The 23483-nt window shown below is 61.8% G+C and carries 21 protein-coding genes; 8 read left to right on the top strand and 13 right to left on the bottom strand.

Annotated elements, in window-relative coordinates:
• Positions 1-5 precede the first annotated feature (5 nt).
• Positions 6-992, top strand: a complete 987-nt coding sequence (locus tag BUC24_RS22770; RefSeq protein ID WP_073222376.1) for a succinylglutamate desuccinylase — start codon at positions 6-8, stop codon at positions 990-992.
• A 99-nt stretch (positions 993-1091) separates the two neighbouring features.
• Positions 1092-1961 carry a head GIN domain-containing protein gene (locus BUC24_RS22765; protein WP_073222374.1) on the top strand — a complete coding sequence of 290 codons (870 nt, stop codon included), beginning with the start codon at positions 1092-1094 and terminating at the stop codon, positions 1959-1961.
• A 2-nt stretch (positions 1962-1963) separates the two neighbouring features.
• On the opposite strand, the gene BUC24_RS22760 is transcribed toward BUC24_RS22765, so the two are convergent.
• Positions 1964-3133: a globin domain-containing protein gene (locus BUC24_RS22760; protein WP_073222509.1), complete on the bottom strand. Its 1170-nt coding sequence runs from the start codon at positions 3131-3133 to the stop codon at positions 1964-1966.
• A gap of 90 nt (positions 3134-3223) precedes the next feature.
• Positions 3224-3688 carry an RrF2 family transcriptional regulator gene (locus BUC24_RS22755; RefSeq protein ID WP_073222373.1) on the bottom strand — a complete coding sequence of 155 codons (465 nt, stop codon included), beginning with the start codon at positions 3686-3688 and terminating at the stop codon, positions 3224-3226.
• 219 nt (positions 3689-3907) lie between these two features.
• On the opposite strand from BUC24_RS22755, the gene BUC24_RS22750 reads away from it, so the two are divergent.
• The gene (locus tag BUC24_RS22750; RefSeq protein WP_073222370.1) at positions 3908-5368 is read left to right on the top strand and encodes an APC family permease; all 1461 of its coding nucleotides are present in this window, start codon (positions 3908-3910) and stop codon (positions 5366-5368) included.
• On the opposite strand, the gene nagZ is transcribed toward BUC24_RS22750, so the two are convergent.
• From nagZ to BUC24_RS22705, 8 genes are all read right to left on the bottom strand, one after another.
• Positions 5369-6925: a beta-N-acetylhexosaminidase gene (gene nagZ / locus BUC24_RS22745; protein WP_083599112.1), complete on the bottom strand. Its 1557-nt coding sequence runs from the start codon at positions 6923-6925 to the stop codon at positions 5369-5371.
• Between the two features lie 23 nt (positions 6926-6948).
• Entirely contained in the window at positions 6949-7899 is a 951-nt protein-coding gene (locus BUC24_RS22740; RefSeq protein WP_073222365.1) for a phytanoyl-CoA dioxygenase family protein, read from the bottom strand.
• On the bottom strand, positions 7896-8480 hold the full coding sequence (locus BUC24_RS22735; RefSeq protein ID WP_073222363.1) for a GNAT family N-acetyltransferase: 585 nt from the start codon (positions 8478-8480) through the stop codon (positions 7896-7898). The genes BUC24_RS22740 and BUC24_RS22735 overlap by 4 nt, the downstream gene beginning before the upstream one ends.
• The gene (locus tag BUC24_RS22730) at positions 8474-9859 is read right to left on the bottom strand and encodes a glycosyltransferase (RefSeq protein ID WP_073222360.1); all 1386 of its coding nucleotides are present in this window, start codon (positions 9857-9859) and stop codon (positions 8474-8476) included. Before BUC24_RS22730 ends, BUC24_RS22735 begins: the two co-directional genes overlap by 7 nt.
• A gap of 10 nt (positions 9860-9869) precedes the next feature.
• Positions 9870-11075 carry an MFS transporter gene (locus tag BUC24_RS22725; protein ID WP_073222358.1) on the bottom strand — a complete coding sequence of 402 codons (1206 nt, stop codon included), beginning with the start codon at positions 11073-11075 and terminating at the stop codon, positions 9870-9872.
• A 284-nt stretch (positions 11076-11359) separates the two neighbouring features.
• Positions 11360-13519 (bottom strand): S46 family peptidase, encoded by a 2160-nt coding sequence (locus BUC24_RS22715; RefSeq protein ID WP_073222353.1) that lies wholly within the window; start codon positions 13517-13519, stop codon positions 11360-11362.
• Positions 13520-13657: 138 nt separating this feature from the next.
• Positions 13658-14929 (bottom strand): cardiolipin synthase, encoded by a 1272-nt coding sequence (cls, locus tag BUC24_RS22710; protein WP_373887984.1) that lies wholly within the window; start codon positions 14927-14929, stop codon positions 13658-13660.
• Positions 14930-14996: 67 nt separating this feature from the next.
• Complete coding sequence (locus BUC24_RS22705; RefSeq protein WP_073222350.1) at positions 14997-15266, bottom strand: GlsB/YeaQ/YmgE family stress response membrane protein; 270 nt, start codon at positions 15264-15266, stop codon at positions 14997-14999.
• Positions 15267-15540: 274 nt separating this feature from the next.
• Here BUC24_RS22705 and BUC24_RS22700 point away from each other — a divergent pair, with 274 nt between their 5' ends.
• Entirely contained in the window at positions 15541-16863 is a 1323-nt protein-coding gene (locus tag BUC24_RS22700; protein WP_073222348.1) for a hypothetical protein, read from the top strand.
• Positions 16864-17328: 465 nt separating this feature from the next.
• Here BUC24_RS22700 and BUC24_RS22695 read toward each other — a convergent pair whose 3' ends face one another.
• Genes BUC24_RS22695 through BUC24_RS22685 form a run of 3 tightly spaced genes read right to left on the bottom strand, consistent with a single transcriptional unit; the run spans position 17329 to position 19033 of the window.
• Positions 17329-17898 (bottom strand): YceI family protein, encoded by a 570-nt coding sequence (locus tag BUC24_RS22695; RefSeq protein WP_073222346.1) that lies wholly within the window; start codon positions 17896-17898, stop codon positions 17329-17331.
• A gap of 23 nt (positions 17899-17921) precedes the next feature.
• Positions 17922-18476 carry a YceI family protein gene (locus BUC24_RS22690; protein WP_073222344.1) on the bottom strand — a complete coding sequence of 185 codons (555 nt, stop codon included), beginning with the start codon at positions 18474-18476 and terminating at the stop codon, positions 17922-17924.
• Positions 18477-18499: 23 nt separating this feature from the next.
• The gene (locus tag BUC24_RS22685) at positions 18500-19033 is read right to left on the bottom strand and encodes a cytochrome b (protein ID WP_073222341.1); all 534 of its coding nucleotides are present in this window, start codon (positions 19031-19033) and stop codon (positions 18500-18502) included.
• A gap of 180 nt (positions 19034-19213) precedes the next feature.
• Here BUC24_RS22685 and BUC24_RS22680 point away from each other — a divergent pair, with 180 nt between their 5' ends.
• From BUC24_RS22680 to BUC24_RS22665, 4 genes are all read left to right on the top strand, one after another.
• The gene (locus tag BUC24_RS22680; RefSeq protein WP_229448569.1) at positions 19214-21148 is read left to right on the top strand and encodes a TOL_0244 family TonB-dependent receptor; all 1935 of its coding nucleotides are present in this window, start codon (positions 19214-19216) and stop codon (positions 21146-21148) included.
• Positions 21145-21588: a zinc-ribbon domain containing protein gene (locus BUC24_RS22675; RefSeq protein ID WP_073222339.1), complete on the top strand. Its 444-nt coding sequence runs from the start codon at positions 21145-21147 to the stop codon at positions 21586-21588. Before BUC24_RS22680 ends, BUC24_RS22675 begins: the two co-directional genes overlap by 4 nt.
• A 181-nt stretch (positions 21589-21769) precedes the next feature.
• Entirely contained in the window at positions 21770-22450 is a 681-nt protein-coding gene (locus tag BUC24_RS22670; protein ID WP_218606534.1) for a hypothetical protein, read from the top strand.
• A 12-nt stretch (positions 22451-22462) separates the two neighbouring features.
• On the top strand, positions 22463-23443 hold the full coding sequence (locus BUC24_RS22665; RefSeq protein WP_143167623.1) for a hypothetical protein: 981 nt from the start codon (positions 22463-22465) through the stop codon (positions 23441-23443).
• Positions 23444-23483: the final 40 nt, after the last annotated feature.

Genomic DNA, 23483 nt, shown 5'->3' with positions numbered 1-23483 from the left:
CGGCAATGACGATACCTGCACTTCCGGACGCTGTCCGCGCGCTGGCCGAAGCTGATTTCGGCGCAGTCGCGCAGCGTTTCATGGCGGCCGGCTATTTTGTCGGCCAGCCTGCCAAGGGCATTTTGACCATCAAGGCCTCGCCCGAGCCGACCCGCGCCAGCGTGCTGGTGTCGGTCGGCGTGCATGGTGACGAGACGGGGCCGATCGAAGTCGTGGCCCACGCGCTTGACGCCCTGGCGCGCGCGCCCGAGCAACTGGCGGTGGACCTGATGGTCTGCGTTGGCAATATCGACGCCATCGCTGCCGGCAAGCGGTTTATCGATGCGGACCTGAACCGGATGTTCCGTCCGGTGCGCGGAAGCCTGGCCGACGCTGCCGAAGCGGCGCGGGCCGACACCATGATCGCCGCCACCGTTGACTTCTTCGAATCAGCGGGCCCGGTGCGCTGGCACCTGGATCTGCATACGGCCATCCGGCCGTCCGTGTATCCGACCTTTGCCATCGTGCCAGACCTGATTGCCGATGCCGGCAAGCAGGCGTTGATTGGCTGGCTGGGCCAGGCAGCCATTGGCGCGATCATCATGAATCCGCAATCGGCCGGCACCTACAGCTACTACTCGGCCGAGCACCATGGCGCCGCTGCCAGCACGGTGGAGCTGGGCCGGGTCGGCACGCTGGGACAAAACGATCTGTCCCTGTTTGCCGACGTGGCACAGGCGCTGGACGACCTGCTGCGCGGCGCTGCGCCCGCAGCTGCAAAAGCCGAGCCGCACGTGTTCAAGGTGGCGCAGCAGATCATGAAGCTGTCGGATGACTTCAAGATGGCATTCGACCGCAGCACGCAAAACTTTACCGCGCTGCGTCAGGGCGAGGTGATTGCCACCGACGGCGACACGGTGTACACCGTGCAGCATCCGGAAGAACTGGTCGTATTCCCCAATCCTGACGTGCGGGTGGGCTTGCGCGCCGGTCTGATGGTCGTGCGAATTTAACCGTTCAACCCCCGCTGGCGGCAGTTCGTCGCAGGCGGGGTTTCCCTCCCCTTGTTTTTTGCTACCGTGGCGCCTTCCCAATCATTGAGAAGGCTTGCCATGCGTTCGATTTCCCTCGCCACTTCCATTGCTGCCATCGCCCTCGGCCTGGCCGGCTGCGCGATCATTGTCGCCCCTGGCGAAGACATCCAGTTCAAGACCGCGTTCAGCGAGCACGCCGTGCAGGGCGATGGCCAGGTGCTGACCGAAGCCCGCACGGTCGAGGGCGTGGCGCAGCTGGACATGCGCGGGCCGCTCCAGCTGGAGGTCAGGGTAGGAGAAGCGAACGCACTGCAGGTGGAAGCTGACAGCAACCTGCTGCCGCTGATTCGTACCCAGGTGGTCAACGGCACCTTACGGGTATGGCTGGAAAGCGAGGTGCGCACCGACCATGCCGTAAAGGTGCGCTGGAGCGTGCCGCAGCTTTCGCAAATTACCACTGCCGGTTCGGGGCGGCTGTCGGTCACGGGTTTGAATGGGGGGCCGCTGACACTGAGCAAAAGCGGATCAGGCACCAGCACCATCAGCGGCCGGGTCGGCATCCTGAATGTGCAGGCCAGCGGTTCGGGCGAACTTGATGCGCGTGAGCTGGAAAGCGGAAATGCGAATCTGAGCCTGGCTGGCTCGGGCAGCATCCGCGTCGGGAAGGTCAGTGCCGAGTCACTTAACGTCAGGCTGCGTGGCTCTGGCCAGCTGCAAGCCACCGGTGCGGTGGAGCGTCTGAATGCGAACCTGGTTGGATCCGGCGATGCGCGTCTGAATGATGTGCGCAGCGTGCATGCCGAATTGTCCACCACCGGCTCGGGCGATATTTCGGCCAGTGTTGAGCGATCGCTGATCGCCCAGACCACTGGCTCGGGCAGCATCACCGTCTACGGCAATCCTGCCCAGCGCAACATCAGCGGCCGCCACGTCAAGGTCGTCAACTAGGCTTACAGCAGGTGGTCCAGCGCCTCCGGGCCGAACACTTCGCGGTGCAGGCGGGTGACCGGCACGCCGGCGCCAACCAGCGCCTGCCATTGCGCCTGCATGAACGGCAGTGGTCCGCACAGGAAGACATTGGTCTCGCTACGCGGCCATGACGGCAGGCGCGCCACTTCCATCCGGCCTGCCAGCGCATCGCTGCCTTCTTCCGCCTTCTCGTAGAACGTCACAATCTGCAAATTCGGCATGGCAGCGCGGGCGGCAGCCAGGTCGCCCTGGTGGGCCTGATGGGCGCGGTCACGTGCGGCGTGGCCAAAGATGACGTAGCGGCCCGGGTTCACCTGTGCGATCCGGTTCAGGGCCGCAATCATGGGCGTGATGCCGACGCCGGCCGACAGCAGCACCACCGGCTCGTTCGATTCGGTATCGATTGTAAAGTCGCCAAACGGCGGCGATACTTGCAGTTCGCTGCCCGCGGTCACATGCTGGTGGATCCAGTTCGACACCTCACCGTCGCGCTTGACGGAGATGCGCAGGCTGCCGTCGCGTGGTGCGTCGGACAAGCTGTACTGGCGGATCTGCTGGCGGCCATCGCCAAAATCCACCTTCACACTCAGGTACTGGCCAGCTTTGAATGCCGGAGCGGCACCGCCGTCGGCTGGCGAGATGCGGATGGCCAGCACGTCTTCACCCTGCAATGCCACCTCGGTCACGCGCATGCTGCGGGTCTGGCCCGGCTCCATGGCGTTGTCGGCGTACAGGGCCTTTTCAGCATTGATGAAGATGGTGGCCAGCGCAGTGTAGGCTTCGTCCCAGGCGGCCAGCAGGGGCGGGGTGGCAGCGTCACCCAGCACTTGTGCGATGGCGCCAAGCAGATGGCGGCCGACGATCGGGTAGTGCTCGGCGCGCACGCCGACCGATACATGTTTGTGCACGATGCGGTTCACCACGGGCCCCAGCGCGTCAGGATTGCCGATGTTGGCGGCGTACGCAAACACGGCCGAGGCCAGCGACTGCTGTTGCGCGCCATTGGCCTGATTCCCCATGTTGAACAAGTTGGTCAGCTGCGGCAGTTCGGCGAAGATGTTTTGATAAAAGGCGGTCGTGATGGCCAGGCCATGGGCACGCAAGACGGGAACGCTGGCATCGATGTAGGGACGGGCAGAAGAAGAAATCATGGTTTCCTTAAGTTGCATAAAATATGCATATTTTTAGATTAAAAAAAGGCCGGCGCGTGCTCCGGCTGATATTGGTGTCAATACGCTGTGCTACGCGGCGGCGCCTTCCGCCTGATTCAGATACATGCGGTGCATGCGGACGATCTGTTCGCCCGTACCACCCTGGGTAATGGCGCTGAGTGTGTAGGCATCCATGGCGTTGTAAAACGCCCGCTTGCCCGCTTCCAGTGCACCGCGCAGAATGCAATCGCCACGCAGGCTGCAATTGCTGCCTTCGCAGTCGACCATCTCGGCATCGCCTTCCAGCTCGCGCAAGACCACGCCGACGCGCAGCAGATCCGGATCGGCCGCCAGGCGCAGACCACCATTGCGTCCACGGGTTGCCGTCACCCAGCCTACCCGCGCCAGCTGACCGACCACCTTGACAAGGTGATTGACCGGCAGGTCGAACTGGGCACCGATTTCCGCGACCGTGACAGGCGAACGGCGTTCTCCGCTGCGTGCCAAATAAATCAGCACGCGCAGGCCGATGTCGGAAAAACGGGTCAGTCGCATTGGTTCAGCTCACTCATGGCGGCTATTCTATCAAAGTTGCATCCAAAAAGCATGTTAAATGGAAATTTCTTTCTTGACACGAAATTTCGACACCGTTGCGCCCCGGTCCGCAGGCGCGAAAGATGTGTATTAGTAAATGGCATTAGCCCCTATAATCCCTGCTGCCATTCATTTCAGCCAGCCACGAGCCGGCGACAAGAACGATATAAGGGACGATCCGTGAATCAGACAATTGGCCAAAAGCTGCTCCGCACCAAAACAGCTGCCAGGCATTCCGATACCGCGCACAGCGGCGGCCTGGCGCGCACCATGGGCCTGTTTCCACTGACGATGATCGGTGTCGGTGCCACTATCGGCACCGGCATTTTCTTCACCATGGTCGAAGCGGTGCCCAAGGCCGGCCCGGCCGTGATTCTGTCGTTCCTGATTGCCGCGCTGACCGCTGGCCTGACCGCGCTGTGCTATGCCGAACTGTCTTTCCGCATTCCCGCCTCGGGCTCGTCCTACTCGTTTGCCTACGCGACCCTGGGTGAATTTGCCGCCTTCATCATGGCGGCCTGCCTGCTGCTCGAGTATGGCCTGGCGGGCAGTGCCACGGCCATTGGCTGGTCCGATTATCTGAACAACTTCCTGACCAATTCCATCCATTGGCAGATTCCCGAAACGCTGCGCACGCCGTTTATCGTGGCGGGCAAACACGGGGTCGAATTCAATCCCGGCCACTTCAATCTGCCGCCGGTGCTGCTGGTGATCCTGTGCGCGGTATTGCTCATTCGCGGCACCAAGGAATCGGCCACCACGAATGCCATCATGGTGCTGATCAAGCTGGCGATTCTGCTGTTCTTCATTGCGATTGCCCTGTCGGGTTTTGACGCGGCCAACTTCACCCCCTTCTTCTACCCGGACACCGCCACCCAGAAGGGCGGCATGGCCGGTGTGGCGGCCGGCGCCGGTCTGGTGTTCTTCTCCTTCATTGGCCTGGACACAGTGGCAACCGCCGGCGAAGAAGTCAAGGACCCAACCCGCAACGTCCCCAAGGGCATTCTGGGTGCGCTTGCCATTGTGACGGTGTTCTATCTGCTGGTGGCGTTTGCCGCGGTGGGCGCGCAGCCGGCGCACATGTTCGAAGGCCAGCAGGCCGGCCTGTCGGTCATTTTGCAAAACGTGACGGGCAAAGCCTGGCCAGCGTTGATCCTGTCGGCTGGCGCGGTGATTTCGGTGTTCAGCGTGACGCTGGTGACCATTTACGGCCAGACCCGCATCCTGTACGCGATCAGCCGTGACGGCCTGATTCCGAAGACGTTCCAGAAGGTCAATCCACGCACGGCGGCGCCGGTCAGCAATACGCTGATCGTCAGTGTTGTGGTGGGACTGGTGGCCGCGCTGGTGGACTCGACCTTCTTGTGGGACATGGTCAGCATGGGCACGCTGACCGCCTTCATGGTGGTGTCGATTGCTGTGCCGGTGATGCGCAAGAAGCATGGCGAAGCCACGACCAAGGGCTTCCGCGTACCGTTCGGCCCTTACCTGGTGCCGGGCCTGAGCGTGGCGGCCTGCCTGTACATCATGCATGGCCTGTCGAACACCACCTACATGGTGTTCTCGATCGTGATGGCGCTGGCGCTGCTGACCTACTTCGGCTACAGCGTGCGCCATTCGGCGCTCAATACGAAAGCCTGATCAGGCCACGCCAGCCAGTTTGGCAACGACCGGCGCCAGGGCGGCAGGGCGGCAGCCATACGCGGCCAGCCGGCCTTGCGCCTGCGGCGCCAGATCCAGGTCGTACGGCAAGCGCCCGGCCACCACCCACAGGCGCTCGGCCGGCATGGCTTCGAGCAGACGGCGCTGCCCGCCGACCAGCATCGCGTTGTAGGTCTGCACCACGATCTGCGCTGCCCCCTGGGTAAAGGCGAGGGCAGCGTCCACTTCTTCCTGCCCGGCTTCGGCCGAAATCGCAATCTCGCGCACGTCCAGTCCCGCTTCCTGCAGCGCTGGCAGCATGGTGCTGCGCGCATCCTTGTTACGGCTGTTGGCCACTTCGTCGATCTCGCTGCGCGAACGCACTTCCACCGTCACCAGCGTGACCGGCAAGGTGCGGTCGAGTGGACGGAAGCTGCCTTCCACGCGCAACGCGGCCTGCTGTACCTGGGCTGCCAGCGCCAGTGAACCTGGCTTCATCAGCCCTGCGGGATGGACATCGAGGGCGCGCCAGCCCTGCACCGCGTTAGCCTGTTTGAGCGCGCGCACGCGCGCGGCCGCAGCGTCGATCAGGGCCGGGGCAATGGTGCCGTTGCCCACCGCGGCAATCACGGCATCGATGGCGGCGTGCTGCTGCGCTTCGCGGTGCGAGATCAGCACGATGTCGGCGCCCGCCTGCAAGGTAGCGATGGCGCCGGCGGGAATGCCGATGCCCTCGGAGATGGCAGCCATTTCAAGGCAGTCCGAAATGATCACGCCCTGGTAGCCCATTTCCCCGCGCAGCAGGCCGGTGAGCACGTTTTTCGACAGCGTGGCCGGCACCGAGGTATCAGGTTCGATGGCAGGGAAGGATACGTGCGCAGTCATGATCGCGTCGACGCCCTGTTCGATGGCGGCAGCGAACGGACGCAGTTCGACTTCGCGCAGGCGTTCCAGCCCGTGTGGCACGCTGGCGGTGTCGTAATGGGTGTCGGTGGCGGTGTCGCCATGGCCGGGGAAGTGCTTGGCGGTGACGATCACGCCGGCCGACTTCTGGCCGCGCATGGCGGCCAGGCCGTAGCGCACCACGGTGTCGGCGTCTTCGCCGTAAGCGCGCACGCCGATCACCGGGTTGAGGCGGTTGTTGTTCACGTCCAGCACGGGCGCCAGCAGCATGTTGATGCCAAGCTGGCGCATTTCGTCGCCGCTGACGAAGTTAAGCGTTTCGCAATCGCGTTCCGAGCCGGCCTGCTGGAATGCCATGGCCGCGGGAATTGGCGTAACGCCCTGCTCGATGCGCATGACCATGCCACCTTCCTGGTCTAGCGAAATCAGGAGCGGTTCGTCGCTGACGCGCGCGTTGATCTCTTGCAGGCTGCGGCACAGCGCCGCCACCTGGGCGGGCGTGTGCACGTTGCGGCGGAACAGGATCACGCCGCCGATGCGCTGCTCGGTGATCAGGCGCGTGATGTGCGCGTCGGGTTCGAGCGCATCGAATCCGACCATGAACAGTTGACCAATCTTGTTGCGCATTTCCTGATCCTGCACTTGCTCCGTCATTTCCATCCCCTGTTGTGTTGTTGTTACCACGGGCGCGAGCCCAATAATTTTTCACCCAGTTCGCTCAGCTCGGCCCTGGCGTAGCGCGTCTGCTCCCAGCGGCGCGGATCGCCATGCAGGCTGTAGCCCTCTGGCGCGAGCCGCTCGCGCCAGGCCCGGATGCGCCATTCCTTGAGCGCCGCGTTATCGGGCTGCGCGGGCATCATCGCAATATACTGTGCCAGCCGCACCTTGTGCGCGGAACGGTTCTGGCGAATGCCGTGACACAGCTTGCTGTTAAAAATCAGCAGGTCGCCCTTGCGCAGCAGGACCGGCACATGCGGCAGGTCGGCCACGTCTGGCCGATACCAGTCCCAGTTGGCGCCCTGGCGCGCCCGCCACGCATCGTAGTGGCGAAACAGCTCCGGGATGCACACAAAACCGCCGACTTCCGGGTCGAGCTGGTCGCTGATGGCCAGCACGCCCTGCACGTTCTGCGGATCGGTGTCAGGATCATAATCCCAGTGCATGAAGCTGCGAAATTCAAACCCCGGCGCTGGCGGCAGATTGAAATTCATGCGGTCGATCGAGACCCACAACTGTTCCGTTCCCCAGACGTCGACAAAGGCATCGTACACCCGCTGGCTCTGGCGCGCATCCCACAGATACTGGTGATGATACAGCTCGATCATGCCGGCGTTGAAACTCAGTTCTGTCGTGCGCCGCCGCATTTTGTGTTCCGGGTACCAGCTGGTCTGGTCGTTCGGATCGAGTTCCTCGAACTCCCACATCAGGCCCTCCAGCCGGTCCAGCTGGGCGCCGTCGACCGCGTTCGGAATCACCACGTAGCCGTTCTCGCGCCAGAAGCGCCAGTCATCCTCGGACAGCACGCGCAGCGCTTCACCGTGCGCTCGGGTGTTCAGGCGCATGTGCGCGCCGGCCACGGTGGACAGGTTGCGTTCGACAATGCTGTCTTTGCCGATGGTGTCGATCATGTGCTCTCCAGGTCATATGCCATGAAATGCAGGCGGTCGAAAAACAGCTCCCACGCGTAGTCGAACGTGGCGCAGCTGGTAAAGCCCTTGGCCAGGTACATGGGCAGGGCCTCGCTTTGCTCCCACACCGTCAGCACGATGCGGCGGCAGCCGCGCACACGGGCTTCACGCGCGATTTCGGCCAGCATCGCCTTGAACAGACCCGCCCCGCGGTAGCGCGCTTCAATCGCCAGACTGGCAACCAGGAAGTCCGATGGCAAGGTGTGCTGCGCCAGGAAGGCGTCGTAGGCGTCGTCCATGGCTTTCATCTCGTCGCGGTAGTGCGAGGGCGCTGCCACCTGTGCAAATTCGGCCAGGGTGGCGGCGCTGAAGAAGCCGGTGAAGTTGTCTGCCCCGTCAAACATGGCGCGCACCTGGCCCAGGTAGGGGTCGATATTCTGGCGCCGCTGCAGCTGCTGGAACGGCAGGCGCAGCTTGTTGGCGATCGAGCAGTACTGCAGATAGCTGGTCTCGAACAGCAGGGCCGCCATGCGGTCCAGGTGGTCATTGGCGACCTGCGCGCCAGGACGAAAGCTCAGCATGGCCGCACCGCCTGGGTATCGCGCTGATTCGCACTGAACGATGGATGCAGGGCAGGCGCGCGCCCCCTGGTCGGGCTGAAGAACTGGCCGCGCGCGATGCGCAGGGCATTGCGGGCCAGCAGATAAGCGCCGAACAAATGATTCACGCGGTCGAGCTGCGGGTCATGCGACAGGAAGGAATAGTAATGGCAGCCCGGGGTCTGCGCGCGCAGCTGCGCCGCGTAGGCCATACGTGGTATTTCATCCACGGTGGTCAGGTCGGCCAATTGCGCCAGTTCCAGCGGATCGGGCAACTGCCAGCGGCGTTCTGCCAGTGCAGCCGTGCATGCGCGGTAGGCAGCTTGCTCGTCCGGCGCCAGCGGGCGCGCTTCGCCAGTCAGGGCATCGACCACCAGGCGCATGCCATGCACGCCGCTGACCACCGCTTCGGCCGTCTCGTCGTGCAGGATCGCGTGGCTGGCGGCAAGCGCCTGATAGCTGGTGAACGTTTGACCCATGTGGGCGCGCCACACGGCATAGGTGGCGTCATGCAGAGCGCCCCGGTCGGGCGCAGCGAGCAGCGCCAGACGGCTGGCCATCTGCGCCAGCATGGTGGCCAGGGCCGGTGTGTGCCGTTTGGCGACCAGCATGCCATTTTCGTCGTCGACCAGATTCATCCAGCAAATATGCTGTGGCGCGGGCGCGAACAGAACATAGTCGGGCACTTCCGGGCAAGCCAGAAACAAGGTCGCGCCACGGTAAGGCATGGTATCGACGTCGAGATAGATGCCGCCTTCTTCGTGCAGAATCAGCAAGCGGAAAAAATCGGCCAGGTTGACGTAGCAGCCTTGTGCGTGAAGCGCTTCCAGCGATGCGCCAATTGCGGGCATGCGTGCCAGTGCCAGCTCGCGCAGGCTGCAAACCTCCAGGCGCACGCCGGCAGCAACGCAACTGCCAATTCGGTAGCCGGGACCGACGCTGGCGACATAGCGCGGGTCGGCCTGCAGCTGCTGTGCGTCCCACACCCATAAGGCCGAGGCAAAGTCGGCGTCAGCGCCGTCAATGGCGCATTGCCACTGGCGCGCCGCTTCGACCGCCATGGCAGGCAATGGGCCGCCCAGCCAGATGCGATGGGTGCGCCGTTCGGCCGCATCCAGCGGCAGTGTGGGCAGGGCCATCAGCGACGCAGTGCGCGACGCATCGAAGTGGGCGAAGTTGGTGCGCACGGCCTGGCGCAATTCGCGCAGGCGGCGCTGGTAGTTTTCGCGCAGCAGGCCAACCCGGGCCTGATAAGCGCTGTCGGGCGCTGACTGTTCAAACGCTTGCCACTGCTGGATGGCGATGAACGCGGCCTTGAGTTCCTCGAGCCGGGCCGTCACGTCGGTCATGAAATCGTTCATGGCGCTGTCCTCAGGTTGCGCCTTGCAGCACGGCCTGGCGGCTGTCATGGGTGCGCGCAAAACGCAGCAGGGACAGATAGATCACGATCCCCAGCGGCACGTTGGCAAGGGCGTAGGCGGACAAGGCGTACTCAAAGCGTTCGCACAACAGATTGAACAGTTCCAGGCCAATGGCGATGTAGACGCAGTACAGCAGGCTCATGGCCGACGAGGTCAGGCTCATCGACTCGCCGGTGGCGGTCAGCGACAGCCGAACCAGCGCGCCATTGAACAGCCCGAACCCGGCAGAGAACACGAACATGCAGCCAATGTAGAGGTGCGGATGGGCGTGCACGATGCCCGCGCCCGCCATGCCGATCAGCGCCAGCGCGCCCCCCTGGCGGATCAGGCGCGTGAGCGAGATCTGATCGCCCATGCGCTGGATGGCCACTGTGCTGAGGATGAAGCCGGTGAAGATCACGCACTGATAAGCAATGTAGACGCTGTACGGTTGCTGCATGCGCTGCAGCACGATGGCGGGCGAGAGGCCGATCCATGCGGTCAATGGGGTGATGGAGATGCCGGCGATGAAGATGCCGAACATGAATGTGCGGTTGCTCAGGATGCGGCGATAGCTGGCGGCAATGGCTTGCAGGCTGGTGGGCTGCGGCGGGGCAGCGGGACCAGGCATGCTGCGCCACAAGCCGATCCAGGCAATCAGGCCCAGCGCGAACGCTGTGACAAATACGGCTTGCCAGGGCGCCACGGCAATGATGGCGCTGCCGACCACGGGGCCAATCAGCGGGGCAAACACGGTGGTGTTCGAGAACAGGGTGGTCAGTTTGACGGCTTGCACGTCATCGAACAGTTCGTGGATGGTGGCGTAGCCCAGGAAAATGAAGCAGGAGCCCATGCCCTGAAAGAAGCGGATCGTCAGAAATTGCGGCATGGTCTGGGCGAATGGCACCAGCGCGGTGGCAACCAGGAACAGGGCATTGCCGCACAAAAGCACGCGGCGCTTGCCGTAGCGTTCGGCGAGGGGACCCAGCACCACTTGCAGCAGGCTGCCGCCAAAGATGTACAAGCTGAGCGACAAGGCGATGTGGCGGCTGGAACCGTTGAACTGGGATACCACCAACGGCATGCCAGGCATGATCATGTCGTTTGACAAGTACACGGTCAGCTCATACAGGATGAAGAACAGCGAGAACTGCAGCAGCGCGCGTTTGGTGGCCATGGGTGCCCCGGCATATTGCCATCTGGTATTAGATTGGACTGTATACTACCTCAAGTGGTTCGTGATTGGTATTTTGATTTGTCGTCAATGTTTCACCAGACGTCGTTACTGGCGGGCAGTTGAGAAACGCAACATCGCCCTCGCGGAGGCGGGGGCCCATGCCATGCTGAACAACTTCGGATACGTGGTATGGGCCCCCGCCTCCGCGAGGGCGATGTGGTGGTGGGCGTAAAAAAGCCACGCGGCTTTGAATGCGGCGTGGCTTTTCGACGAAGCGATCGGGTTTATTCGACGTTCATCTCTTTCAGCAGGTTGTCCGCCTTGTCGACATGCTTCATGTTCCACAGGATGTAGCGCACGTCGACTTGAATGTCGCGCGTGTTGGCCTTGTTGTAATCCCAGTCGGAAATGATGGAGTCCAGCGTGCCATCAAATGCCAGGCCGATGAACTCGCCCTTGGCATTCAGTGCCGCCGAACCGGAGTTACCACCGGTGATGTCCAGCGTGGCCAGGTAGTTGACTGGCACGCTCTTGAGCTTTGGATCGGCATACTTGCCGAAGTCCTTGGCCTTGATGGCTGCCAGCTGCGCTTCCGGCGCATTGAACTCGCCTTCGCCAGTTGCCTTGGCCACCACGCCATTGAGGGTGGTGAACGCTTTCCAGGAGCCGGTGCCGTCGGCGCCATACTCGCGGCCCTTGATATTGCCGTAGGTCACGCGCAAGGTGCTGTTGGCATCAGGATAAACCGCGCGTCCCTTGCTGTTCATGTAGGCGATCTTGGCCTTCATGTAGTTGGCGTAGGATTGCTGGATCTTGCCTGCCAGTTCGTCTTCTTCAGCTTCCGTCTTCAGGCCCGGCTCGTACATGGCCACGGCAGCCTTGATGAAGCTGTCGTTGCTGGCTTTGAAGTCGGCGGGCTTCATGGTCAGCATGGCTTCGCGGGCGGCTTTGTCGTTCAGCTTGGAGCCAGCGTACATGGTGTCCAGCAAGGCTTTCAACTGGGCCTGGGTCATGCCGTCCTGGATGCCCATGGCGGCGTCAAAGTTGGCATTGCGCTGGGCTTTTGGCTGGGCAGCGTATTTCACCAGGCTGTTCAGCACCAGTGCCTTGTCGACTTTTTCGTCGTAGGTGCGTTCGTATGCGGCCAGACCGGACTTCAGGCGCGGCAAATCACGTTCCTGGAAGCCAATCTTGCGCTCCGCATTCGGCTTTGCGCTTTCATTGGCCAGGCGCACCATCTGGCGGGCAGCGCCCAGCAGACGCGGCGAAGCGGTGTTCAAGAAGAAATCGCGCTTGGCTTCTGCATCGCGTTGCGCGATCAGTTTTTCCACAGACTCAATGTCGGCGCCAAATTCCTTCTGACGGGCCGGGTTCGACTTGACCCAGGCTTTCAGCTCTTCATGTTCCTTGGTCTTGCGCGCCAGCATGTCGCTACCTTCGTAGCTGGTCAGCATGCCCTTGCGGTTCTTGTAGTAGTTGTTGACGTTGGCAACCATGCCCGCATACTTCAGGCGTGCATCTTCGTTGGTCTTGGTTTCGCTGGCGATGATGGCTAGGCGCTCGGCCGACAGCTTGACGAAGGCCGGATATTCCCAGTCGAAGGTGGAAACCACTTCCGATGGCAGACGGTGGCGGTTGGTGCGGCCTGGATAGCCCAGCGCCATGATGAAGTCGCCTTCTTTCACGCCTTCCTTGGCAATTTTCAGGTGCGTCGCCGGCTGGTAAGGCACGTTGTCCTTGGAGAAGTCGGCAGCCTTGCCGTCCTTGCTCACGTAAGCGCGATAGAAACCGTAGTCGCCGGTGTGACGCGGCCACATCCAGTTGTCGGTATCGCCGCCAAACTTGCCTACGCCCGCTGGTGGCGCGTGCACCAGGCGCACGTCGCGAATTTCCAGCTGCTTGGTCATGTAGTATTCCAGCCCGCCGTAGAAACTGGCGATGCTGCAGCGGTGGCCCTCATCCTTCTCGCATTCGGCCACCAGCGCCTTCATGTTCTTTTCGCCCGCATCAACGCGCGCCTTGCCGGCCAGCTTGTCCACTTCCGGGGTAATGACCTGGCTGGTGACGTTGGTCACGGCCTTGGTCACATAGATGCGGCTGCCTGGCGCTGCCGGCAGTTCTTCAGCGAAACTCTTGGCCAGGAAACCATTGGCGAGCAAGTCGCGTTCCGGAGTCGAGTTGACCGCCACGCTGTTGTACACGCAGTGGTGGTTGGTGGCTACCAAGCCTTGCGGCGACACGAACGAGGCCGAGCAGCCGCCCAGGCTGACGATCGCGTTCATCGGGAATTCGGTCAGTTTGGTCAGCGTGGCCGGATCGAGCTTGAGGCCGGCGGCTTTGAGTTGCTTGGCTACTTGTGGCAGCTGCTGGGGCATCCACATGCCTTCGTCGGCGTGGGCCGCCGCGGTGCTGAGCAGCGCGAGCGTAAACAGGGTCTTTTTCATGCGGGATCGTCTCTTGTTGTGGGATCGGTTGGATTGCTTTTTGAGCGATCCAAAGTATCCCTAGCGTCCCCGCTTTCGTCAACCAGATTATGCTTGAATTCTGGCCAATTGCCGCAGTGGAATTGTATGCATATGTCCTTACAGCTGGTCGCCAATCAGGGAGGCGATCTCGCCGGCCGCCTTGTCCCACAGGGAGCGGTTTTCCCATTCGGCCAGGCTGATCTTGTGGGTGTGCTGCCAATCCTGGTTGAAGATGGCCACCTGGGCTTTGGCAAACTCCGGATCAATCACGTTCAAGTTTGCTTCATCGTTCAGGCTGAAGGAGCGGTTGTCGAAATTGGTCGAGCCGACCGACACCATCAGGCTGTCGACCACCAGCGCCTTGACGTGGAACATGGTGGGCTGGTACTCGGCGATTTCGATGCCGGCCGCCAGAAGGTCGCCCCAGCGCTCGCGCGAAGCGGCACGCACCACGTCGGAATCGATTTCCTTGCCGGGCGTAATGATGCGGACCTTGACGCCACGCTTGGCAGCGGCCACCAGCGCTTTGATGGTCAGGTCGTCCGGCACGAAGTACGAGCTCGACAAATCGATACTGTGTTTTGCGGCAGTGATCGACATCAGATACATCAGCAGCATACTTTCGCTGCCGCCCTGGGGTGAACTGCTGAACATTTGCGCGGCATGGCCGCCGCGTGGCGCCAGCGCCGGGAAGTAGGTAGGGCCATCCAGCACCACCCCGGTGGCCTTGGTCCAGTTGTCGGCAAACACGGCTTGCATCTGGCCCACAACCGGGCCTTCGACCCGGAAGTGGGTGTCGCGCCAGTGTTTTTTATCTTGCGCGGTACCGCGCCATTGGTCGGCAATGCCGACCCCGCCCGTAAAGCCGATCTTGCCATCGACCACCAGCACCTTGCGGTGGGTGCGGTTGTTCAGCTTGGTCAGCTTCCACCATACCGGCTTGTGGAAGCGCTCGAGCTTGACGCCAGCCTCCTTCATACGCGTCATGGCGGCGTCATCCATTTTCATGCTGCCGATGAAGTCGAGCATCAGATGCACCTTCACGCCGGCACGCGCGCGCTCAATCAGCGCTTCCGAAAATTCCTTGCCGATCGATTCGGACCAGTAGATATAGGTTTCCAGCGTGATGGTGTGCTCGGCCTCACGGATCGCCTTGAGCATGGCCGGGAAAATCTGGTCGCCATTGAGCAGGACTTCGACCTTGTTGCCGTCTAGGATAGGCGGGCCCAGCAGCACACCCATGGAGCGCCGGAATTGCGGGTCGCTGACGTCGTACTGGCGTTGCAGCTGGCGCTCGATTTTTTTCTCGCTCGGCATGAAATTAAAGAGCAAAAATACCCCGAGCAAGGTCACGATGCAGGAGATCAATGCCGCCGGAAAAGGTTTCATTCTCATAATTTGAGCCAGACGAAAAAAAACCAACGCTTGCGGCGTTGGTTAGTGGAGTGAAGTTTTCTTATCGTGCTTTTCCGCGGCGAAGCAGATTCACAATCGCCAGCAGGATCACGGCACCAAGGAAGGATACCAGCAGCGAGGTCACGCTGAAGTCGTCTGAATTGATGGTCCCGGTTCCGAACAGCGGAGAGAGCAGCCAGCCACCCAGGAATGCACCGACGATACCGACCACGACGTTCAGAATCATGCCTTGTTCTGCGTCCGTTTTCATGACCATGCTGGCCAGCCAACCCAAGATACCGCCGACGATAATCCAGATAATGAATAACATGTTGAATCCTCCTATTGGTTAAAAAGTCCCCAGACCGCTTGCAGATTGCCGGGCCGTGTAAAAAGAATAAGGTCGCGCGACACGGTGGTCGGTGCGGCAACGAACGTAGTGGGGAATTGGGTTTCTTTCCCAAAAACAGTGGCATTTGGAAAGACCGAAATAGCGTGCGTCAACGAACGGAAGCGCGGCTGCTGTCGACTTATCGTTTCGTCACTGGCAAACATTTCCAGGTTTGTATGCGAGCCCCGCACATGAAAATTCGAAAGGAAACGATATGAGCAACTACGATACGACGTCCACCAAGAATTCCGGCATGGTTACGGGTCTGTTCCGTGACCGCACCAGCGCTGAGCGTGCCTACAACTCCGTCGCTGACCGCGGCTATTCGAAAGATGACGTCACCCTGATGATGTCGGACGACACCCGCAAGACCCACTTCGCCGACACCGATACTGAACTGGGCAGCAAAGCTGCCGAAGGCGCCGGCGTCGGCGCTGGCATTGGCGGCACCATTGGCGCCGTGCTGGCCGGCGTGGCTGCTGTTGGCACCACCCTGGTCCTGCCTGGCATTGGCCTGGTCGTGGCTGGCCCGCTGGCAGCAGCACTGGCAGGCGCCGGTGCCGGCGGTCTGGCAGGCGGCCTGGTTGGTGCGCTGATTGGCGCCGGCATTCCAGAAGAACGCGTCAAGCACTACGAAGAAGGCATCAAGAATGGCGGCATCCTGATGGGCGTGAAGCCACGCAGCACCGAAGATGCGCTGCACATCGAGCGCAGCTGGACCGACAACGCTGGTGAGCACATCATCGGCACCGGCGTCGGCGCAGCAGGCGGCGCGGTTGCTGGCGCCGGTATTGGCTCGGTCGCCGGTCCGATCGGCACTGTTGCTGGTGCAGCCATCGGCGGTATCGCCGGCGGCCTGGCTGGCAAGGGCGCAGCCGAAGTGATCAACCCGAAAGCGGGCGACGATCTGCCTGAACACCACTTTGCCAAAGGCATTGGCGCTGGTAGCGGCGCAGCCGCAGGTGCTGCCGCAGGCGCAGTGGCAGGTCCCGTCGGCATGGCAGCCGGTGCTGCCATCGGCGGTCTGGCTGGCGGTCTGGCTGGCAAGGGCGCAGGCGAAGTGGTCAACCCGAAATCGGGCGATGAACTGCATGACCATCACCTGGCCAAGGGCGTCGGTGCCGGTAGTGGCGCGGCAGTGGGTGCGGCAGCTGGTGCAGTCGGTGGTCCGGTCGGCATGGCAGCCGGTGCGGCCATTGGCGCGCTGGCTGGCGGCATGGCCGGCAAGGCAGCGGGCAGCCTGGTCAACCCAGAAGAGGAAGCAGCCTACTGGCGCAGCTCGTATCAGACGGCACCGTACTATTCGCCAGGCTACACCTATGACGACTACGGCCCTGCCTACGAACTGGGCTACAACAGCCGCGGCCGCTATGTGGGTCAGAACTTCGACACCGTCGAAAATGATCTGGCCACCGAATGGGACCGCGTCAAGGGCAAATCGCGCCTGAACTGGCAGCAGGCCAAGTCGGCTTCGCGTGCTGCCTGGGATAAGGTGGAACGTGCATTGCCGGGTGACTTTGACGGCGACGGCCGTTAAGCCGCACGTCGCCCTCGCGGAAGCGGGGGCGATGTAGTGGCTATAGAAACCGCGCTTGAGGGCGCGGTTTTTTTATGTCGACAAGGTCAAGCGGGCATTGCCGGGTGACTTTGACGGCGATGGTCGCTAAACCCCAACATCGCCCTCGCGGAGGCGGGGGCCCATACCACGGCGCCGAATTCGGTTACGTGGAATAGGCCCCCGCCTGCGCGAGGGCGATGTAGTGCCTATAGAAACCGCGCTTGAGGGCGCGGTTTTTTTATGTTGACAAGGTCGAGCGGGCATTGCCGGGTGACTTTGACGGCGATGGTCGCTAAACCCCAACATCGCCCTCGCGGAGGCGGGGGGCCATACCACGGCGCCGAATTCGGTTACGTGGAATAGGCCCCCGCCTTCGCGAGGGCGATGTGGTGGAAATAAAAAACCGCGCTCTTGAGCGCGGTTTTTGATTTACTGAAGGGCTGCTTAGTTCTTGATTGCCTCGACCTGGATGGCCAGGCGCACTTCCGGCGAGAACATCGGGATGCCCTTGGTCACGCCAAAGTCGGCGCGGTTGAATACGGCCGACGCGTCGGCGCCGCAGACTTCCTTCTTGTGCATCGGGTGCATGATGCACTTGAACTTGGTGATGATCAGTGTGACCGGCTTGGTCACGCCGTGCAGCGTCAGGTCGCCTTCAATGCTCATCGGGTCTTCACCCTTGAAGGTCACCGATTTCGATTTGTAGGTAATTTTTGGGTACTTGGCGACGTCAAAGATGTCTTCCTTGACGGCGTGGGCGTTCATCGCGTCCAGACCGAAATCGATCGAACCGGCATCGATGTCGATGTTGACCGAACCGGTCTTGGCTGCACGGTCCAGCACCACGGTGCCGCTGGTTTTCTTGTACTTGCCGCGCCAGTAGGACAGGCCCATGTGATCGGCTTCGAAACTGGGGTAGGTGTGGGCCGGGTCGATGGTGTAAGTGTCCGGTGCAGCCATGGCCGAAGCGGCGCTGGTAGCGATCAGTACGGCGATGAGGCTTTGAATTTTCATGGGTTCCCTTTTTGAATGAGGTCTTACTTGACTGCGGTAACGCGGAATTTGATGATGACGTCGTCGGCCACCATGCTGGTGTCCTTCCATTCGCCCTCGCCGATATTGTAGGCCAGGCGCTTGATCGGCAGTGAACCTTCGAATATCTGCTTGGCACCCTCGGCTTTCACCGTGAGCGGGAAGCTGACGTCAGCGGCCTTGCCCTTGATGGTCAGCTTGCCGCTGACGGTCAGTTTGCCCGGACCGGCTGGCTTGATGGCGCTGGAAACAAAGGTCGCTTTCGGGAACTGGGCTGCATTGAACCATTCTTTCTTCGCCACTTCCTTGTTCATATCGGCTTCGCCCACGTCCAGGCTGGCGGTGTCGATTTCCACATTGGCCTTGGCCAGTTCCGGCTTGGCGGCATCGTAGTCGATTTGCGCCGTGAAGCGCTTGAACGGCGCCTCCACCGGCACGTTCATTTGCTTGAAGGTGGCCGAGACTTTGCTGGCGGCCACATCGGTCTTGAGCGGTGCGGCGGTGGCGGCCAGGGCCACGCCCAGCAGGGCGGCCAGTAGCGTGCCTTTGTTCAGTTTCATGGGTTCTCCTCTTGTTGAATGGATCAGGCGGACGGCATCATGCGCTTGAGCACGCCGTCACGGTCAATGAAATGGTGTTTCAGTGCAGCGAGCACGTGCGCGCCGACTGCGCCCAGCAAGCCCATGTTCAGCCAGTAATGCACCGCCTTGAGCACGGGCTTGAGCGCGGGGTCCGGCCCCATCAGCACGGGCAGTTCAAACAGGCCGAAGTAGACCACGGGGAAGCCGGCCGACAAGGTATAGAAGTAGCCCGACAAGGGAATGGCGAACATCAGCACATACAACAGCCCGTGCAGCAGGTTGGCCGCGCTTTTTTGCCAGGTCGGCATGCTGTCGGGATAGGCCGGTGCGCGGTGGCTCAGGCGCCACAGCAGGCGCAGGGCAGCCAGGGCCAGGATCGTCACGCCCGCCCACTTGTGCCAGGAGTAGTACTTGAGTTTGGTCGGCGTGATGCCCGGCATGTCGGTCATGACCACGCCCATGGTGAAGGCACCGATGATCAGCAGCGCGATCAGCCAGTGAAACAGGATTGCGATGTTGTTGTAGCGCTGCTGCATATTTACCTCAGGAAAATAGTACGTGTTAGGACTAATATACCAAAGAAATCAATTGTGCGCTTGCGTGGCAGGTTACCACGCGTTTGAGAACGAAGTTAATGCAAGCTAATGTAAAATCAGAACCACTGTTTTTGTAACTAATCCTGTGCCATGGCCAAGTTGTTGAACAAGGGGACGATCATGGATCCACGCTACGCTGCTGCGGCCTGTTTGCTTGGCCTGAGCTTGTCGCTGCCGGCGCAGGCTGACGCCTTGCCGCAGATCGAGATCGCCGATATGTCGATTGAAGATCTGGCCAACATTCAGATCACCTCGGTATCGAAAAAGCCGGAACGGCTGGCCGCCGCTGCCGCCTCGGTATTCGTCATTACCGCCGATGACATTCGCCGTTCGGGCGCGGTCAACATTCCCGAAGCGCTGCGCCTGGCGCCCAATCTGCAAGTGGCGCAAAACAATGGCACCACCTACGCCATCAGCGCACGCGGTATGAACGGCAGCAATAATTCCGCACCGAACAAATTGCTGGTGATGATAGACGGGCGTTCGGTGTATGCGCCCCTGTTCTCCGGCGTGTTCTGGGAAGTGCAGGATGTAGTGCTGGAAGACATCGAACGGATCGAGGTCATCAGCGGACCGGGCGGCACGCTGTGGGGCGTCAATGCCGTCAACGGTGTCATCAACATCACCACCCGCAATGCGGCGGACACCCAGAACAGCTTGTTGTCCCTGCGCGCGGGCACGCGCGGCAGCGACAGCGCGTTTCGCCAGGGCGGCAGCGCCGGCGGCTGGGCCTGGCGCGCCTACGGCAAGTACCAGGATGTGCGTCAGACCGAACTGGTGAGCGGCGCCGATGTGGATGATGCCCGACACCTGGCCCAGCTCGGGTTTCGCGCGGACCGTACGCAGGGCGCCGACCGTTTTACCGTGCAAGGGACGGGCTACCGGGGCCGCGCTGAGCAGCCTCTGCCAGGCAGTCTGTCGGTGCAAGGCATCAGTCTGGCGCTCGGCCCCATCAGTTCAACGGGCGCCAATCTCACCGCAGCCTGGACCCATGCCCTCGATGACGGCAGTGAGCTGGCGCTGCAAGGCTATATCGACTACAGCAAGCGCGATGTGATTCCAACCTACGCCGAATCGCTGACCATCGCCGATCTGCAATTCCAGCATTCGCTCGCTGCCAGCGGCGCCCATCGTCTGGTATGGGGTGCCAATTACCGCCATTCCTGGGATGAGGTGAGCAACGGCCCGCTGTTCGTGTTCTTGCCCGCGAAGCTGGGCCAGACCTGGGCCAGCCTGTTTGCGCAAGACGAGATTGCGCTGGCCGAGACCGTGCGCCTGACGCTCGGGGCGCGCGCGGAACGCAACGATTACACCGGTAACGAATGGTTGCCAACCCTGCGTCTGGCCTGGACCCCATCGGCCGCGCATTCATTCTGGAGCGGCCTGTCGCGCACCGCGCGCGCGCCGTCCCGTCTCGACGTCGATACCTATCTACCGGCCCAGCCGCCGTTTCTTTTAAACGGGGGCGCGCAGGTGCGCGCGGAGGTGGCCAGGGTGCTGGAGTTGGGCTATCGCGGCCAGCCACACAAGGATCTGTCATTCTCGGTGACCGCGTTCCATCACGACTACAACGACTTGCGTACCCAGGAAATCGTCTCGTTCGACCCGCCGCAGCTCGTCTTCAGCAATCAGATGGAAGGCAAAGCCAGCGGCATTGAAATGTGGGGCAGCTATCAGGCTGCGCCGTGGTGGCGCCTGAACGCCGGCTTCATGGCGCTGCACCAGCGCTTTACGCTCAAGCCGGGCAGCACCGATGAAGCGGGGCCGGGATCGGCGCGCAAGGACCCGTCACACACGGCCCAGTTGCGCTCCTCGTTCAGCCTGGCACAAGACAAGGACTTCGACCTCATGCTGCGCAAGGTGGGCGCGCTGGCCAATCCGGCCGTGCCATCCTACACGGCTGTCGATGCGCGTCTGGCCTGGCGGCCAAGGCGGGATGTGGAACTATCTCTGCTGGGGAAAAATCTGAACGGCAGCCATGCTGAATACGGGCCGCTGGCCACGCGCACGCAAGTGGCGCGCTCGTTCGGCGTCAAGCTGGTCTGGCAGAATTGAAGACCAGGAAGCCAGTTGCGCCCGCCACGGCCCCAGCCGACCCGGCGCAATGGTCGGCGCAGAGCCGGCGCTCCGTGGCCGCCACATTCCGCAACAGCTACGCGGACCGCTCTTACAACTGCCGCTGTTGCGGCCAGGCTGCCGTGTTCACCGCGCTGGAACAAAAACATGCCTTCGAGGTGAACAAGACCCATATCCACAAGCAGCGCTTTCTGTGCGAGCCATGCTGGCGCGCCGAACATGCAGTACAGGAAAAATTGGCCGCAATGGCCGCACGCTGGGCTCAGAACCAGCGCGAACTGCGCGGCGACCTCGATTTTCTGGGTGGCTGGCGTGCACTGCTCAGTGAGCATGAACGTTATGGCGCCCGCCCGGATCAGGCCAGACAGGCCATGCTCGACAAGCTGATTCAGGCCTTGGGCGCGCCTGGTCAGGCTTAATCCACGCTGCCCGCGGTGCGGGGCACGACAGCCCGCGCGGCGTCAACTTCTTTCCTTGTTTTAGTCAAAAAACAACATTTATTCACGGATGTAAATATTTTATTTCCGCAATTTGTAGCTTGATTCTACAATGCTCCCTGCAATTTTTGTTTCCAGAAAAACATTTCATTACAGGATATTTGTGAATACTCGTCTCTTCCTTGCGGCACTCGCCTTTGTGATCACCGGTTGCGCTACTGCACCGCAAGTGCCGGTCGCGCTGACGCCAAAAGCGCTGGCAACCCCGGGCACGCGCGTGGCCATCGCCATGACAGAACTGCCAAAGATCAATACCTTCTTCCCAGGCGCATCGTGCCTGCTGTGCATGGCTGCGGCCGAACTGAACCACACGGCCATGACGGCGCACGTCCAGAAGCTGACCTATGAAGAATTGCCGAAGCTGAACGCCCAGCTGGCCGCCGTGATGACCAAAAAGGGCCATCAGCCCCGCCTGGTCAACATCAACCTGGAAGCGCTGCCTGATTTCAAGACCGACGCGCCCAATTTTGCCCGCAAGGATTTCCGCGGCTTGAAGCAATCGATGGGTGTCGAGAAGATCGTCGTGATCCAGGTAACCATGGTCGGAATCGAGCGCATGTACTCGACCTATATTCCCGTGGCTGAGCCAAAAGCAGTGGTCAAGGGCCAAAGCTTCATGGTGAACCTGACCGACAATTCGCTTGAGTGGTATACCCCGATCGACATTCAGAAAGCATCGGATGGCAACTGGGATGAAGCGCCCGCCTTCCCGGGTCTGACCAACGCCTATTTCCAGACCCTGGAAATGACCAAGGATCAGGTTCTCGTCCCGTTCAGCAATTAAGGGCAGGTGAGCATGGCATTCCAGCCTACCGCGGCGCACGCTGTGCGCAGCCTGCGCCTTGCTCTGGCAAGTGCGTGCATGATGGTGGTCAGCGCCAGCGCGCTGGCCACTGACGAACCGGCCCCTGGCGCGGCGCCGGTGGTGGCCCCTGTGCTGGCGCCGGCCCTGCCGCGCATGGCTTTGCGTTTGCCGTTGGCGCAGAAAGTGGAAGTCCACGGTGCCATGAATTTTGACAAGGCCGGTGGCCAGGCCGGTGGCCAGATCCTGTATCCGGGCGGACTGGCCGGACTGCTGGTTGGAATTGCCACCCATGCGGCCGTGTCCGGCGGTATCCAGTCGGCCGAGCGCACCCGCATGCGCGAGGCAGCCGATGCCGTCTTGCTGCCGCACAAGGCCATCCTCGACAGCTACACGCAGCAGGAATTGATGGCGGCCGCCATGCCGCAGATGGCGCCCGAGAAAGACAAGCGCTTGCTCGATGCGAAGGCGGCCCTGCTTGCGGGCGAACTGGTGCTCGACAGCGTGCCCGTGCTGCTGATCACGCAGGACTTGCGCGCCGTGGTGCTCGAGCATGCGATGTCGATCAAATCAGGCGCCAAGACCAAGCCCTACGAGCTGGTGATCCGCGTGGTGTCGCCAGCGCGCACCACGGCGGGCATGGGCGCGGCTTACTGGTTCGAGCAGAACGGTGCCCGGCTGAAGCAGGAAAGCGCGCGTATGCTGGCCGAATCGGTCAATATCGTGCTCGCTGAAATGGCACGAACACCAGTCTTGCCCGAGCCGGGCGCAGCGCCTGCCGGCGTGTTCAGGACCGTGCGCTTTGCCGAGGGCAGTACCGAGCGCATCGAGCGTGCACAAATCATCAGTGAACGCTGCGGACAAGCCTTGATTCGTACTTTGCGCGGCCATCTGATGTCGGTGCCCTTGTCGGTGGCGGCCGATGCCCCGCTCGACCCGGCTTGCATCGCCGACGCCGAGCCCGGCCAAAGCTGAAGAACCCGCTGTCAAAAAAGCCCCGTGCGGAACAGGTCCG

This window comes from Massilia sp. CF038 (assembly GCF_900129765.1).
In the GTDB taxonomy this organism is placed as follows: Bacteria; Pseudomonadota; Gammaproteobacteria; order Burkholderiales; family Burkholderiaceae_D; genus Telluria_A.
This window is presented reverse-complemented; position numbering and strand designations above follow the sequence as displayed.

Bases quoted from the DNA above. Each gene is read 5' to 3' on its own strand.
- BUC24_RS22700 (WP_073222348.1), top strand. From the start codon at position 15,541: ATGAGCAACTACGATACGACGTCCACCAAGAATTCCGGCATGGTTACG.
- BUC24_RS22665 (WP_143167623.1), top strand. From the start codon at position 22,463: ATGGCATTCCAGCCTACCGCGGCGCACGCTGTGCGCAGCCTGCGCCTT.
- BUC24_RS22685 (WP_073222341.1), bottom strand. From the start codon at position 19,033: ATGCAGCAGCGCTACAACAACATCGCAATCCTGTTTCACTGGCTGATC.
- BUC24_RS22740 (WP_073222365.1), bottom strand. From the start codon at position 7,899: ATGATCGACACCATCGGCAAAGACAGCATTGTCGAACGCAACCTGTCC.
- BUC24_RS22690 (WP_073222344.1), bottom strand. From the start codon at position 18,476: ATGAAACTGAACAAAGGCACGCTACTGGCCGCCCTGCTGGGCGTGGCC.
- BUC24_RS22765 (WP_073222374.1), top strand. From the start codon at position 1,092: ATGCGTTCGATTTCCCTCGCCACTTCCATTGCTGCCATCGCCCTCGGC.
- BUC24_RS22715 (WP_073222353.1), bottom strand. From the start codon at position 13,519: ATGAAAAAGACCCTGTTTACGCTCGCGCTGCTCAGCACCGCGGCGGCC.
- BUC24_RS22770 (WP_073222376.1), top strand. From the start codon at position 6: ATGACGATACCTGCACTTCCGGACGCTGTCCGCGCGCTGGCCGAAGCT.
- cls (WP_373887984.1), bottom strand. From the start codon at position 14,929: ATGAAACCTTTTCCGGCGGCATTGATCTCCTGCATCGTGACCTTGCTC.
- BUC24_RS22755 (WP_073222373.1), bottom strand. From the start codon at position 3,688: ATGCGACTGACCCGTTTTTCCGACATCGGCCTGCGCGTGCTGATTTAT.
- BUC24_RS22760 (WP_073222509.1), bottom strand. From the start codon at position 3,133: ATGATTTCTTCTTCTGCCCGTCCCTACATCGATGCCAGCGTTCCCGTC.
- BUC24_RS22705 (WP_073222350.1), bottom strand. From the start codon at position 15,266: ATGTTATTCATTATCTGGATTATCGTCGGCGGTATCTTGGGTTGGCTG.
- nagZ (WP_083599112.1), bottom strand. From the start codon at position 6,925: ATGACGGAGCAAGTGCAGGATCAGGAAATGCGCAACAAGATTGGTCAA.
- BUC24_RS22735 (WP_073222363.1), bottom strand. From the start codon at position 8,480: ATGCTGAGCTTTCGTCCTGGCGCGCAGGTCGCCAATGACCACCTGGAC.
- BUC24_RS22695 (WP_073222346.1), bottom strand. From the start codon at position 17,898: ATGAAAATTCAAAGCCTCATCGCCGTACTGATCGCTACCAGCGCCGCT.
- BUC24_RS22730 (WP_073222360.1), bottom strand. From the start codon at position 9,859: ATGAACGATTTCATGACCGACGTGACGGCCCGGCTCGAGGAACTCAAG.
- BUC24_RS22680 (WP_229448569.1), top strand. From the start codon at position 19,214: ATGGATCCACGCTACGCTGCTGCGGCCTGTTTGCTTGGCCTGAGCTTG.
- BUC24_RS22725 (WP_073222358.1), bottom strand. From the start codon at position 11,075: ATGGCCACCAAACGCGCGCTGCTGCAGTTCTCGCTGTTCTTCATCCTG.